Source organism: Vibrio sp. SALL6 (assembly GCF_002002385.1).
GTDB lineage: Bacteria > Pseudomonadota > Gammaproteobacteria > Enterobacterales > Vibrionaceae > Vibrio > Vibrio parahaemolyticus.
This window is the reverse complement of sequence record NZ_MQVK01000022.1, coordinates 52,112-66,256: the sequence shown is the minus strand read 5'-3', so window position 1 is coordinate 66,256 and position 14,145 is coordinate 52,112. Positions and strand designations below refer to the sequence as shown.

Here is a 14,145-nt window from a genome sequence, read left to right as displayed (position 1 = left end):
GTGAACTCTCATAACTATAGAATCAAATCGAAATCCGCGTGAAAGGCACGCCGTTTTCAACGATGTAATGAGCTCACTTTTAGGGCGCAAGATTATATACCCAAACAACCTTAAGATGCTAGGTGCAGCGAGAATGCCTTGGCTTGCAGGCAATGCTACGATTTTAAGAACAAGCGACTCTCGACTAGAAATCGTCAAAAAAAGCGAGCACTCTGCTCGCTTTTTATCTTCTGAACTATTTATAGACGCGCTTTGTTATTGAATAACGGGCACTTCTTCACTGTATAAAGGTTCACCTTGCATGATACTGATTTCAACACGACGGTTAAGTGCGCGGTTTTCATCGGAATCATTCGGCACCAAAGGCTCGGTATCCGCCATACCTCGCACACGAAGACGCTGATGCGAGAAACCTCTGACCTTTTCCATCTCTTGAGCGACCGACACCGCACGCTGCGATGACAAGTCCCAATTCGAGCGATACAGCTCAGAATCCAAACGCTGATTGTCCGTGTGACCAGAGATTCGGACAATACCTGGCACATCTTTCACTAGCTCCGCAATCTGTCGCACTAATGGTCTGAACTTCGGTTGCAGGAATGCAGAACCTTCTGGGAATGCGCCTTTCTCTCGCATTCGTATAACGATTTGCTGACCGAGGTTCTCCACTTCAATCGCGCCTTGTTCGATTTCACGTTCGAGCGCCTTCTTGATGCTCTCCATCAAGGTTTCCATCTCTTGTGACATCTCTTCAGACTGCTGCTGTTGCATGTCTGACTCTGCGGACTGATTGCTTTGTGTCGAGGTTTCCGGTGCTTGACCGCCCGTCAGCTTGCCTTCATCACGCTTAGTACCACCAGCTCGGTCAGACTCACCTTCGTGGAATTCTAACGTCTGCTGAGTGATGTCCATGGTTTGTTGCATGATGACATCAATCGGTGTCGGCTCAGGACGGCCTGGTCTAAATTCTTGTGCGATGATGCTGGTGCCTTTAGGAATGTCTTTCACTTCCAGTTGGTTTTGCACACCAAATGCAAACTTCATCGAACCAGCAATCTGTTTGAACTTCAAAACATCCATTTCAGAGAATGAAAGCAGCAGTACGAAGAAGCACATCAACAGCGACATCAAGTCCGCGAATGTCCCCATCCACAACGGGAGACCGGGTGGCGGACAATCGCATTTGTTATCTTCATCATCCATCAAAAATCTCCGCGATTACTCATCAATCTCAAGAGCACGTTTACCCTCGTTGAGGTAGTTCTTCAGGTAGCTGTCGATAACTCGTGGGTTTTGACCATCTTGAATGGCAAGTACGCCGTCCATGATCAAACGGCGGTTAAGCGTTTCTTGATCTCGGCGTAAAGAAAGCTTATCGGCAATTGGGAAGAACAGCATGTTTGACAACACCGCACCGTAAAGTGTGGTTAAAAGGGCTACCGCCATTGCAGGGCCGATCGCTTTTGGGTCATCCATGTTCGAAAGCATCGCAACCAGACCAACCAGCGTACCGATCATCCCCATCGCTGGAGCAACGTCACCAAACGCTCGGAAAACACCCGTGCCTTGCGTGTGTCGCTCATCCGTCAAGGCAATGTCTTTTTGCAACGCAGCGCGAACCACGTCCGCATCGTGACCATCCACCAAAAGGTCAATGCCTTTCTGCATAAAGCTGTTGTTGATTTCCATCTCTTCCAGAGCGAGGAAACCGCCTTTACGCGCCGCATCGGCCATTTCAACAATCTTTGCGATGAGGTCTTCTGGCTCATCGGCTTTAAACATGAATGCCTTGCCTGCAATTTTCGCCGCACCAAAAAACTGGCCGAGCGTGAACTTCATCAATACTACAAATGCAGAGCCACCTACTACGATAAGGATCGATGTAACGTCGACGAACATGCCGATACTGCCACCTAGCACCATTGCCATGATGACGAAGGCAAAACCACCGATCAAACCTATTAGGGTTGCTAAATCCACAAAGCACTCCTCACGCTATTTAAATACTGCCATTAGGCGGATTATTACTTGTATCGACAACTAGAACAGATTTTTTAGGAAAATCTTAGCTAATAGATCACAAATTAACGCCAACAACCCTAACTAAAATATGGGGTTTGTCTAATCAGACCCGTTTAGAGCCAATTTTGTGACAATTATGTAAGGTTAAATTTGACCAAGTAACTAGGCTAAGGTAACTTTCGTGCATCCTATTCAAGGCTTGATTAAGGCAGAGAAAAGATGGCGGTCAAGAAACCAGAAAACATGACCTTCGAAGCAACCATTGAAGAGCTTGATAGCTTGGTTGATCAATTAGAAAACGGCGATCTTGCCCTAGATGATGCCTTACGTAAATTTGAACGAGGCATTGCCTTAGCTCGTGCTGGCCAAACCAAACTGAGCGACGCAGAACAGCGCGTAAGCATTCTTCTTAGCGAAGATGACGAAGCCCCTCTTAGCGACTTCAAACCAGATTCAGAATAACCATCAGTAGTGAGCAATGTGATGCAACAGACATTGACGTCTTTCCAAGAAAGAAACAATCAGCAATTGAATTTGTGGCTAGAACAGCTTCCATATCAAGAGCAGCCATTGATTCAAGCAATGAAATACGGCCTTTTGTTAGGCGGCAAACGCGTTCGCCCATTTCTTGTTTACATCACAGGTCAAATGCTCGGCTGTAAACCTGAAGATCTAGACACTCCAGCTTCAGCCATCGAGTGTATTCATGCCTACTCGCTCATCCATGACGATCTTCCTGCTATGGATGATGATGATCTGCGCCGAGGTCAGCCAACCTGCCATATCAAATTTGATGAAGCGACCGCCATTTTAACCGGTGATGCCCTACAAACTCTTGCTTTTTCCATCATTGCTGACGGTCCGTTGAGCACAAGCGCAGAAAACCAACGTGTCAACATGATCAAAGCGTTAGCTCACTCCTCTGGTGCGAACGGCATGTGTGTCGGCCAAGCATTGGATTTGGGTGCGGAGAATCGCCAAGTTTCTCTTGCAGAAATGGAAGAGATACACCGTAAAAAAACCGGAGCTCTGATTGATTGTGCGGTAAAATTAGGTGCTCTGGCCGCTGGTGAAAAAGGTATCGAGGTTTTACCTCATTTAGAACGCTATTCAAAAGCAATTGGTTTGGCGTTTCAGGTTCAAGACGATATTCTTGATATCATTAGTGACACAGAAACATTGGGTAAACCTCAAGGTTCAGACCAAGAACTGAACAAAAGCACTTACCCATCCCTGCTGGGTTTAGAGGGAGCCATTGAGAAAGCTCACACTCTGTTACAGGAAGCACTTCAAGCATTGGAAGCTATCCCATACAATACTCAGTTACTCGAAGAGTTCGCCCGATACGTCATCGAGCGCAAAAACTAACACTATAAGCGCGCATTTATATGACTCTTGATATTTCAAAGTACCCAACACTGGCGTTAGCAAATACACCGGAAGAATTGCGTCTTCTTCCAAAAGAAACATTACCAACTCTGTGTGATGAGCTGCGAACGTATCTGCTAAATTCAGTGAGCCAATCTAGCGGACACTTAGCGTCTGGCTTAGGCACCGTAGAGCTAACTGTGGCTTTGCATTATGTTTACAACACACCCGTAGATAAACTTATCTGGGATGTTGGTCATCAGGCTTACCCACATAAAATTTTGACGGGTCGTCGCGATCAAATGCCAACGATTCGCCAGAAAGACGGCTTACACCCTTTCCCTTGGCGCGAAGAGAGCGAGTACGACACGCTATCAGTTGGTCACTCTTCTACTTCCATCAGTGCAGGGCTTGGCCTAGCCATCAGCGCTCAAAAAGAAGGTAAAGGTCGTAAAGTCATCAGTGTGATTGGTGATGGTGCGATTACTGCCGGCATGGCATTCGAAGCCATGAACCACGCAGGCGATGTTCATCCTGACATGTTGGTGATTCTGAACGACAATGAAATGTCGATCTCAGAAAACGTTGGTGCTCTAAACAACCACCTAGCGAAAGTGCTTTCCGGTAGTCTTTACACCTCTATCCGTGAAGGTGGGAAAAAAGTGCTATCAGGTGTACCACCAATCAAAGAACTGGTTCGTCGCACTGAAGAACATCTAAAAGGCATGGTTGTCCCTGGCACTCTGTTTGAAGAGTTTGGCTTTAACTACATTGGTCCAATTGATGGGCACGATGTGAATGAGCTCGTTAAGACGCTGAAGAACATGCGTGAGCTAAAAGGCCCTCAATTCCTGCACATCATGACCAAGAAAGGTAAAGGTTATGAGCCAGCAGAGAAAGATCCTATTGGCTACCACGGCGTCCCTAAGTTCGATCCAAGCCATAACTGCTTACCAAAAAGCAGTGGCGGCAAACCAACTTTCTCAAAGATTTTTGGTGACTTCTTATGTGACATGGCAGCGCAAGATCCTAAACTAATGGCAATTACGCCAGCAATGCGTGAAGGTTCTGGCATGGTACGTTTCTCGAAAGAGTACCCAGACCAATACTTTGATGTGGCAATTGCAGAGCAACACGCTGTGACACTTGCAACGGGTATGGCAATTGCTGGCGATCATCCGATCGTTGCTATCTACTCGACCTTCTTGCAACGTGGTTACGATCAACTTATCCATGACATCGCTATCATGGACTTACCAGTAATGTTCGCTATCGACCGCGCAGGTTTGGTCGGTGCAGATGGTCAAACACACCAAGGTGCCTTTGATCTTAGCTTTATGCGCTGCATTCCTAACATGGTGATCATGGCTCCAAGCGACGAAAACGAATGTCGCCAAATGCTGTACACAGGTCATAAGCACACTGGACCAAGTGCCGTACGTTATCCTCGTGGTAGTGGTATGGGTACAGAGATCGAAAAAGAGTTTACCGCTCTTGAGATTGGTAAAGGTCGAGTGGTACGCAAAGGTGAAAAGGTGGCAATCCTGAGCTTCGGTACTTTCTTACCGAATGCACTAGAAGCAGCTGAAAACCTCAATGCAACGGTTGCTGATATGCGTTTCGTCAAACCTCTTGATGAAGCATTGATTCGCCAACTCGCTGATGAACATGACGTTCTTGTCACACTAGAAGAGAACGCAATCGCAGGTGGTGCTGGCGCAGGTGTAGTTGAGTTCATGATGAAAGAAAAAATCATCAAACCAGTACTCAACCTTGGCTTGCCTGATAAATTCATCCATCAAGGTACTCAAGAAGAACTTCACGAAGAACTCGGTTTAGACGCAAAAGGGATTGAAAAATCCATTGCGGAATACCTTGCGAAGTAAGCAATTAAATAGCAAAAAGGGATGCCAATGGCATCCCTTTTTAATTCTTGTTGTTCTTCGAGTGATAGGTGATGTACTAACTCATCCAACCCGCATACTTTGCAACGAGAAACAAAGCAATACCTGCCATAATACCCGCCACAATATCATCGAGCATAATGCCAAGCCCGCCATGGATGCGTTTGTCTAACCAACCTATTGGCCACGGTTTGACCATATCGAAAAAGCGGAAAAGAATGAAACCCGTCAACAACCATTTCCATTCCGTGATAGGAATATTCAGGGCTGGTACAATACTCATGGTGATCCAAAAGCCCGCAAACTCATCCCATACAATTGAACCGTGATCATGCACCTTCATATCATCTGACGTGACTTGGCAGATTTTGATGCCAATCACGCACGAAAGTAATACCACAACGACATAAGCCGGAAATGGCAGCTGCGCCAACAACAGAAAAAACGGAACCGCAGCAAGCGTGCCCATTGTTCCAGGAACTACTGGCGACAAACCACTGCCAAACCCCGTCGCCAACAAATGCCACGGGTTCTTTAATGAGATCAGAGAAAGAGGGTTGGTCATATCCTTAAACCTATACTGCTAGTTTAACTCGATGAGCTTATTTAAAGTGGTCGAAACCACTTAAATCCCAGTCGAGAGGTTGGTTGTTATCGTGAAGCTCAAACGTTCCATTTGGTCTAATTTGGCCAATGCACGTCACTTTGCACCCGCTATAAGACAAAGCACTCTGCAAAGAACCTCGATTTTGTTCTGATACAGTGAAACACAACTCGTATTCTTCACCGCTAGATAAAGCATACTGCTGTGCGCTTACCTTATCATCTAAAAATTGTACCAGCTCTGAAGAGATTGGTAATTGAGACACATCGATACTCACACCAACTTGTGAGCGTTTTAAAATATGTTTGATATCCGAAATCAGGCCGTCTGAAATATCAATCGCCGAAGATGCTAACCCTACCAAAGCTTGCCCCGCTAACACTCTCGGAGTACTTAGGTAGTGGGCTTTTTCTAGTTCATCAGCACCAATGCGACTGCGAAGTGTTTCATCTAAGATGACATCCAGCCCTGCTTTTGCATCACCCAAATTCCCCGTGACATACACCCAGTCCCCGACTTTCGCGCCAGAGCGAGTCAGCGCTTTGCCCTCAGGCACAAAACCTTGCACTGTCAGTGTTAAGCTTAATGGGCCTTTCGTTGTATCACCGCCGATTAACTGAATACCAAAGTAATCCGCCAGTTCGAAAAACGCATCACAGAATGGTGCGAGCCATTCTTCATCCGCTTCAGGCATGGTCAATGCAAAGCTTACCCAAGCAGGTGTTGCGCCCATCGCAGCTAAGTCGCTGATGTTGGATGCAAGCGCCTTGTGAGCAACCCAAGCAGGGTTCGCGTGAGGAAGGAAATGGGTTCCAGCAACCAAGGTATCGGTGCTGATAGCAATCTGTACATTTGCTGGCGCCTTAACGAGAGCGCAATCGTCCCCTGCGGCGAGGTGTACGTCTTTGCGCTGGTTTTGTCGGCCAACAAAATACTTATCAATCAGGTTAAATTCACCAGACATAATTCATTTATCTTTTCATGCCAATGGCATTGATATCATACAAAAAAGGTCAGCATGTGCTGACCTTTTTATTGAAGAAATCGTTATTTCTTACGTACGTGTGGTGCGGCTTTATCTAGCACACCGTTCACGAATTTGTGGCTGTCTTCTGCAGCGAATACTTTAGCAAGTTCAATCGCTTCGTTGATTACCACTTTGTAAGGAACATCTTCGCGACGAGTCATCTCGTACATAGCAAGGCGAAGAAGAGCAAGTTCCATCATATCTAGATCCTGCATAGGACGAGATACGTAAGGACGAATTTTGCTATCTAGCTCAGCGTGGCTAAGTACAACACCGCTTAATAGTTCACGGAAGTAAGCAACGTCTGTTTCTGGAGCAGCAAGTGCTGGCTCAGATGCACGAAGTTCTTCTTCATCGTATTTGTCGCCAGACAAAAACTGTTCTTCAATCGTGGCAACATTCTCTTTAGTAATTTGCCATGAGTAGATCGCCTGTAGAGCGAATTGACGTGCGTTACGACGTGCGGCTGGTTTCACACTGGCCCCCATTAGGAATCAATTTCAGATAGTACATTAATCATTTCAAGTGCGCTTAGTGCAGCCTCTGCACCTTTATTACCAGCCTTGGTTCCTGCGCGTTCAATCGCTTGATCGATAGTATCAACAGTCAGCACACCGAATGCGACTGGAAGACTGTATTCCAGAGACACTTGTGCTAGGCCCTTGTTACATTCACTACAAACATAATCAAAGTGTGGTGTACCGCCACGGATTACTGTACCTAGAGATACGATCGCATCGTATTTACCAGTTTTAGCAACACGTTGAGCTACTAGAGGTAGTTCTACGGCACCTGGACAACGTACAACAGTGATGTTGTCTTCGCTTACTTGTCCGTGACGCTTTAGTGTATCGATCGCACCAGAAAGTAAGCTTTCGTTAATAAAACTGTTGAAGCGAGAAATAACGATAGCAATTTTTGCATTTGGCGCTGGGAAGCCACCCTCGATCACTTTCATAAGCTTTCCTTTAACTCTATTTATAAGTGAAATTTGTTCATCAAGTGAGAATCGCCGGATTCTAGCACAAATTTGTGAGCAATATCTAATGGAAATTGGCCGCGTGTCACGAGTTCCTAGTCCACGCCAAAATAGGTGTGCAAGGGACAAGGAACTTATCGGTCACTTCTTATTCGCAAACGTATTCAACCACGTTCAGGCCGAAACCGCCCAATGCATGGTATTTTTTGTTGGTCGAAGACAGAAGACGCATATCGTGAACACCAAGGTCTGCGAGAATTTGCGACCCCACTCCCACCCGGCGAGAGGTGCCCTGCTTTTTCGCTAAAGTCGGTGCTTCGCCTTTATCTTGCGCTTCGAACATCTTCACGCGGTGGATGAGCAACTCGGTTGATTCTTCATTGCCAAGTACAACCAGAACACCGCCTTCTTCACCGATACGCTTCATCGCTTTATCAAGTGTCCAGCTGCGCTCTGCATTGCGGTCACTGCGTAATACATCGGTGAATACGTCTTGTAGATGCACACGAACCAGCGGCGCTTCGCCGGCCAAATCACCTTTACACATCGCGTAATGCACTTGATTATCGATGGTGTCTTTGTAAGTCACCAAAGTGAACTCACCGTGTTCAGTTGGCAGTTTGCATTCTGCTACACGCTCAATGGTCGTTTCTGTGTTGTTGCGGTATTCGATAAGGTCCGCAATAGTGCCTAACTTCAAGCCGTGTTTTTCAGCAAAGATTTCAAGATCAGGGCGGCGAGCCATGGTGCCGTCGTCGTTTAGAATCTCAACAATCACAGAAGCAGGCTCAAGCCCCGCAAGGCGAGCTAAATCACAACCTGCTTCGGTGTGACCAGCGCGAGTCAATACACCACCATCTTGCGCAGCAAGAGGGAAAATATGACCCGGTTGAACCAAGTCCGCCGCTTTTGCGTTTGGCGCAACCGCAGCTTGAACGGTACGTGCACGGTCAGCCGCTGAAATACCCGTGGTGACGCCTTCAGCAGCTTCAATAGAAACGGTAAAGTTAGTGGTGTACTGCGCGTTGTTGTCTTGCACCATTGGCGGCAAGCCGAGATTTTCACAACGCGCTTTAGTCATGGTCAGACAGATCAAGCCACGACCGTAAGTCGCCATAAAGTTGATCGCTTCCGGCGTAATATGCTCGGCAGCCATGATCAAGTCACCTTCATTCTCACGGTCTTCATCATCCATTAGGATGACCATTTTGCCTGCACGAATATCATCAATAATTTCTTGTGGTGTACTGATTGGCATATTCTGTTTCCCGTTATTCTAAAATTTACTTTCCGACAGCAATGCGTGAAATCTTATTGCAATGGTAATGACATCAACAGTTTGAGCCTTGCACAATGCAAGTCAATTGCCCTAACGATGTTCTGTGAATCCGGTCTGTTATGGCAATTATCGCAACGTGGCTGAGCGCTTACGCAAAGCCATTTTGTTGTAAGAAGTCCATGGTGATGCGAGATTCAGGCTGCTCTTCTTGCTGACCTTGCAGCAAGCGTTCCATATAACGCGCCAACACATCCACTTCTAAATTCACTTTGCGGCCCACTTGGAACTGGTCGATGGTGGTTTCTTCACTGGTGTGAGGCACAATCGTCAGTTTGAATGCGTTTTTACGCAAATCATTCACCGTTAAGCTGATGCCATCAACGGTGATAGAGCCTTTTTCTGCCACGTACTTGCTGATCTCAGCAGGCATCACGACCCAAAACTCTATCGCACGACCAACTTGATTGCGCTCCACAATTTCACCCACGCCGTCCACGTGTCCAGATACAATGTGTCCGCCAAAACGTGTCGTCGGCAGCATGGCTTTTTCTAAGTTAACCTTTTCGCCTACTTGGTAGTTTGCAAAACCGGTTTTTTTCAAGGTCTCGAGAGACAAATCTGCGCTGTAGTAATTGCTGCCAAAGTCAATCACCGTTAAGCACACACCGTTAGTTGCGATGCTGTCGCCTAACTTTACGTCAGACATGTCTAACTTACCTACTTCTACCGTAACGGTAATGTCTTCGCCTTTTGGCGTAATCGCAGTTAATTTACCAACTGCTTCTACAATTCCTGTAAACATAGTGCTTCTTTTCTAAATTTTTTTTACGTACAAGGGTGGCGGTAATACGGATATCTCTGCCCACCATTCGCACATCAGTAATATTTAAATCGATGACCTGCGCCATCTCCGTCAATCCCAGCGCGCCAATTAAACCACGTCCATCGCTTCCCATTAGCTTCGGAGCGAGATAGACAATCAGCTCATCTACAAGGTTAGCTTTGATTAGAGAACTCGCGAGCGTCGCGCCAGCTTCCACCCATAAATGGTTGATATTATGCTGAGTCGCGACCGCTTTTAGGGTCGCAGCTAAATCAATTTTTCCGCTTTGCTCTAGTTGTGGACAAACATCGCCTTCGCTGCTGACAATAATTCGCTCACCTTCGGTACTGAACAGTTTAAGGTCATCACTCAGTTTCTGTTGACGGTCGAGTATTACCCTTGCAGGTTGGCGAACTTCCGTCAGCTCATAGTGCGCTTGAACACTCTGCGGCAAATCATCCCAACGAACGTTGAGAGAAGCGTTATCATCCATCACTGTTTTGCTTGTAGACAGAATACCACCGCTTTGCGCTCGATAACGCTGCACGTCTTGGCGAGCCTGTGGGGAGGTGATCCATTGGCTCTTGCCATTACTTAGCGCACTCTGTCCATCTAAGCTTGCTGCCATTTTTAATTGGATAAATGGCATGCCTGTTTGCATGAATTTAATGAAGCCACGATTGAGCTCAATCGCATCGTTTTCTAACAGTCCAACCTGAACCTCAACTCCGGCTTCACGTAGCATTTGGATGCCACGTCCAGCCACTTTTGGATTCGGATCTTCCATCGCACACACTACTCGCGCCACTTTGGCTTTTATCAACCCTTCAGCGCAAGGTGGCGTGCGTCCATAGTGGGAGCACGGTTCAAGGGTAACGTATGCCGTTGCACCTTCAGCTTTATCACCAGCCATGCGCATCGCGTGCACTTCCGCATGGGGCTCTCCAGCGCGATGATGATAACCTTCACCAATGATCACGCCATCACGAACAATTACGCAACCGACGTTCGGGTTTGGAGCCGTCGTATAAATGCCGCGTCGAGCTAACTTGAGCGCACGCGACATCATTGAAAAATCTTGAGGAGAAAATGGAGACGCAGAAGTGTGTTGAGGCATGATTTAATCAGTCTTCAAGGCGGGCAATTTCTTCGCCGAATTCACGAATATCTTCAAAGCTACGATAAACCGATGCAAAACGGATGTAAGCCACTTTGTCGAGCTCTTTAAGCTGATCCATAACCAAGTTACCAATCATTTGGCTCGGTACTTCACGCTCGCCAGTTGCGCGGAGCTGCGACTTAATCATACTGATTGCAAGCTCGATAGAGTCGGCACTTACCGGACGTTTCTCTAATGCGCGCTGAATGCCACCGACCATTTTATCTTCATCGAATGGTTCACGATTGCCATTCGACTTAATGACTTTAGGCATGACCAATTCTGCCGTTTCAAACGTAGTAAAACGTTCACTACAGGCTAAACACTGGCGGCGGCGACGGACTTGATGACCATCCGCAACCAATCGGGAATCAATTACTTTTGTATCGTTCTCTGAACAAAAAGGACAATGCATATCACCTCCAAATAACGTGCCATTGGGGCCGTCCCAAAAGCCAGACTAGTGTAGCGGAATTGATATGTGAGAGAAAACAAAAAGGGGCACTAGTGCCCCTTTTTCAATCAATATCGAGTCGAATCTGTTAACTGCGTGCTAAGTAGTTCGCTTTGCCGACCCATTTGTAGCTTGTTAATTCTTCCAAACCCATCGGGCCACGTGCATGCAGCTTTTGAGTTGAGACGGCCACTTCAGCCCCCAAGCCAAACTGAGCACCGTCAGTAAAGCGCGTTGCCGCATTCACATAAACTGCAGCCGAGCCCACCGAATTGATGAACAACTCTGAGTTAATCAAGCTGTTGGTCATGACTGCATCTGAGTGACTCGCATTGTGAACTCGCATGTGTTCAATCGCATCTTTCACGTCAGCGACAACTTTTACACCTAACGTGTAGCTTAGCCATTCGGTATCAAAATCACCTTCTACGGCATCGCGAATTTGCGTAGCTTGAGCCATTAGCGCTTTCGCTTTTGGTTCTGCTACAAACGTCACTTTGTCACTCATTCGCTCGACAATCATTGGCAAGAATTTCGCCGCCACTTTCTCGTGAACAAGCAGTGTGTCTAGCGAGTTACATGCCGAAGGACGTTGAACTTTCGAGTTTTCAACCACGTTTAGCGATTTCTCTAGGTCCGCGGATTCATCAACAAAAATGTGACTGATACCAAAACCGCCGATGATCACTGGAATTGTGCTGTTCTCTTTACACATTTTGTGCAGACCAGCTCCACCACGTGGGATGATCATATCAACGTAGTCATCCAGTTTAAGCAGTTGAGAAACCAGCTCGCGATCTGGCTTTTCAATGTACTGTACTGAAGCGGCTGGCAAGTTTGCTTTTGCAAGGGCTGATTGGATAACTTTCACAAGTTCCATGTTAGAGAAAAACGTCTCTTTACCACCGCGTAGGATGCTGGCGTTACCCGTTTTCAGGCATAGTGCGGCAATGTCGATGGTCACATTTGGACGCGCTTCATAAATCACACCCACAACACCAAGTGGTACACGGCGGCGAGAGAGAGACATGCCGTTTTCTAGCAGTTTACTGTCGATTTCGCTGCCCACAGGATCGTTTAGGCTGATCACATTGCGAACATCATTTGCAATGCCCGTTAAGCGTTCTTCATTCAACAGTAGACGGTCTAACAGCGCATCGGTCAGACCAGCTTCACGACCAAGTTCGATGTCTTTTGCGTTTGCTGCCAAAATCGCAGCTGAGTTTGCTTCTAGCTCATCTGCGATGATCGCTAGAGCTTGGTTCTTTTGAGCCGTTGACGCCGTCGCCAATTCGAAAGCTGCATCTTTAGCAGCTTTACCCATATTCGTTAAATCCACGTTGCTTCCCTCAATTTCTATTCTTGAATGACGACAAGATCATCGCGATGAATCACTTCTGAGCCGTAGTCATGACCCAAAATAGAGATGATGTCTTTACTGTGTTTGCCAGTAATTTTTGCCAAGTCTTCACTTGAGTAGGCGCTAATACCACGCGCAACCAGTTTGCCATGAGAATTTGTTACGCGAGCAACTTCACCACGGGCAAAATCACCGCTCACCTTGATGACCCCTTTTGCTAGCAAGCTGCTGCCTTTACCAACAACCGCATTTACCGCACCATCATCGATGATAATATCACCCGATGCTGCAGGACCTGCGAGGATCCAACGCTTACGGTTTTCCAATGCTTCTGAACAAGGTAGGAAACGCGTACCTTGAGGCTCCGTGCTCAACGAGTCAAAAATTACGTTTGGCGCGCTACCTGCTGCGATAATAACTTCAATACCCGCGCGACGTGCGATGTCGGCTGCTTGAAGTTTCGTCGCCATACCACCCGTACCGAGTGTTGTACCGCTGCCGCCAGCAATTTTACGCAACGTGTCATCAATGGTTTTAACTTCTTTGATCAGCTCTGCATTCGGATCTTTTCGTGGGTCAGCAGTAAACAGACCTTTTTGGTCTGTCAGTAGCAATAACTTATCTGCACCACACAAAATACCCACTAAAGCCGATAGGTTGTCATTGTCGCCGACTTTGATTTCACTGGTGGCTACTGCATCATTTTCGTTCACGATTGGAATAATATCATTCGCTACAAGCGCATTGATGGTGTCACGCGCATTAAGAAAACGCTCACGATCATCCAAGTCAGCACGAGTCAGTAGCATTTGACCAATCTTGATACCGTAAATACCAAACAAAGACTCCCATGTTTGAATCAAACGACTCTGACCCACAGCAGCAAGCAACTGTTTGCTCGCCATCTCGTTGGGCAGTGCGGGGTATCCAAGATGCTCACGGCCTGCTGCAATTGCACCAGACGAAACCATTACCACTGAATGGCCTTGTTTCTTAAGCTCAGCACACTGACGCGCTAGCTCAACCATGTGAGCGCGATCTAGCGCCAATGTGCCGCCTGTCAGCACACTTGTACCCAGTTTCACAACGACGGTTTGTGGTTGCGAAACAACTGCGTTTTGTTGATTCGTTGTCATGATGTCTTCTGAAGTGAAAAACAAATAAAG

Annotated in this window: 15 protein-coding genes; 3 read left to right on the top strand and 12 right to left on the bottom strand. The window is 46.9% G+C overall.

Annotated features, from left to right (window positions below; genetic code table 11):
• Window positions 1–255 precede the first annotated feature (255 nt).
• A complete protein-coding gene (locus BIW15_RS14100) occupies window positions 256–1,203 on the bottom strand; it encodes a flagellar motor protein MotB (protein ID WP_077281192.1) in 948 nt (315 codons plus the stop codon).
• Window positions 1,204–1,218: 15 nt separating this feature from the next.
• Window positions 1,219–1,980: a flagellar motor protein PomA gene (gene pomA / locus BIW15_RS14095; RefSeq protein WP_005482965.1), complete on the bottom strand. Its 762-nt coding sequence runs from the start codon at window positions 1,978–1,980 to the stop codon at window positions 1,219–1,221.
• 261 nt (window positions 1,981–2,241) lie between these two features.
• Here pomA and xseB point away from each other — a divergent pair, with 261 nt between their 5' ends.
• Genes xseB through dxs form a run of 3 tightly spaced genes read left to right on the top strand, consistent with a single transcriptional unit; the run spans window position 2,242 to window position 5,276 of the window.
• Window positions 2,242–2,484 carry an exodeoxyribonuclease VII small subunit gene (gene xseB, locus BIW15_RS14090; RefSeq protein WP_005381566.1) on the top strand — a complete coding sequence of 81 codons (243 nt, stop codon included), beginning with the start codon at window positions 2,242–2,244 and terminating at the stop codon, window positions 2,482–2,484.
• 21 nt (window positions 2,485–2,505) lie between these two features.
• Window positions 2,506–3,390, top strand: coding sequence for a (2E,6E)-farnesyl diphosphate synthase (gene ispA / locus BIW15_RS14085; protein ID WP_077281191.1), 885 nt, complete (start codon window positions 2,506–2,508; stop codon window positions 3,388–3,390).
• A 20-nt stretch (window positions 3,391–3,410) separates the two neighbouring features.
• Entirely contained in the window at window positions 3,411–5,276 is a 1,866-nt protein-coding gene (gene dxs, locus BIW15_RS14080) for a 1-deoxy-D-xylulose-5-phosphate synthase (RefSeq protein ID WP_023585982.1), read from the top strand.
• Window positions 5,277–5,352: 76 nt separating this feature from the next.
• On the opposite strand, the gene pgpA is transcribed toward dxs, so the two are convergent.
• The 10 genes from pgpA to proB form a co-directional block, all read right to left on the bottom strand.
• Window positions 5,353–5,859, bottom strand: coding sequence for a phosphatidylglycerophosphatase A (gene pgpA / locus BIW15_RS14075; RefSeq protein WP_005482983.1), 507 nt, complete (start codon window positions 5,857–5,859; stop codon window positions 5,353–5,355).
• 37 nt (window positions 5,860–5,896) lie between these two features.
• Window positions 5,897–6,862, bottom strand: a complete 966-nt coding sequence (thiL, locus tag BIW15_RS14070) for a thiamine-phosphate kinase (protein WP_005496252.1) — start codon at window positions 6,860–6,862, stop codon at window positions 5,897–5,899.
• Window positions 6,863–6,945: 83 nt separating this feature from the next.
• Window positions 6,946–7,413, bottom strand: a complete 468-nt coding sequence (gene nusB / locus BIW15_RS14065; RefSeq protein WP_005456038.1) for a transcription antitermination factor NusB — start codon at window positions 7,411–7,413, stop codon at window positions 6,946–6,948.
• Complete coding sequence (gene ribE / locus BIW15_RS14060; RefSeq protein ID WP_005440184.1) at window positions 7,413–7,883, bottom strand: 6,7-dimethyl-8-ribityllumazine synthase; 471 nt, start codon at window positions 7,881–7,883, stop codon at window positions 7,413–7,415. Before ribE ends, nusB begins: the two co-directional genes overlap by 1 nt.
• A gap of 169 nt (window positions 7,884–8,052) precedes the next feature.
• Window positions 8,053–9,162, bottom strand: coding sequence for a bifunctional 3,4-dihydroxy-2-butanone-4-phosphate synthase/GTP cyclohydrolase II (ribBA, locus tag BIW15_RS14055; RefSeq protein WP_005496254.1), 1,110 nt, complete (start codon window positions 9,160–9,162; stop codon window positions 8,053–8,055).
• 169 nt (window positions 9,163–9,331) lie between these two features.
• Window positions 9,332–9,985: a riboflavin synthase gene (locus BIW15_RS14050; protein ID WP_025555673.1), complete on the bottom strand. Its 654-nt coding sequence runs from the start codon at window positions 9,983–9,985 to the stop codon at window positions 9,332–9,334.
• Window positions 9,954–11,123, bottom strand: a complete 1,170-nt coding sequence (gene ribD, locus BIW15_RS14045; protein WP_077281190.1) for a bifunctional diaminohydroxyphosphoribosylaminopyrimidine deaminase/5-amino-6-(5-phosphoribosylamino)uracil reductase RibD — start codon at window positions 11,121–11,123, stop codon at window positions 9,954–9,956. Before ribD ends, BIW15_RS14050 begins: the two co-directional genes overlap by 32 nt.
• A gap of 7 nt (window positions 11,124–11,130) precedes the next feature.
• The gene (gene nrdR / locus BIW15_RS14040; RefSeq protein WP_005482986.1) at window positions 11,131–11,580 is read right to left on the bottom strand and encodes a transcriptional regulator NrdR; all 450 of its coding nucleotides are present in this window, start codon (window positions 11,578–11,580) and stop codon (window positions 11,131–11,133) included.
• 127 nt (window positions 11,581–11,707) lie between these two features.
• Window positions 11,708–12,958: a glutamate-5-semialdehyde dehydrogenase gene (locus BIW15_RS14035; protein ID WP_077281189.1), complete on the bottom strand. Its 1,251-nt coding sequence runs from the start codon at window positions 12,956–12,958 to the stop codon at window positions 11,708–11,710.
• Window positions 12,959–12,975: 17 nt separating this feature from the next.
• The gene (gene proB, locus BIW15_RS14030) at window positions 12,976–14,115 is read right to left on the bottom strand and encodes a glutamate 5-kinase (RefSeq protein WP_005483011.1); all 1,140 of its coding nucleotides are present in this window, start codon (window positions 14,113–14,115) and stop codon (window positions 12,976–12,978) included.
• Between the last annotated feature and the right edge of the window lie 30 nt (window positions 14,116–14,145).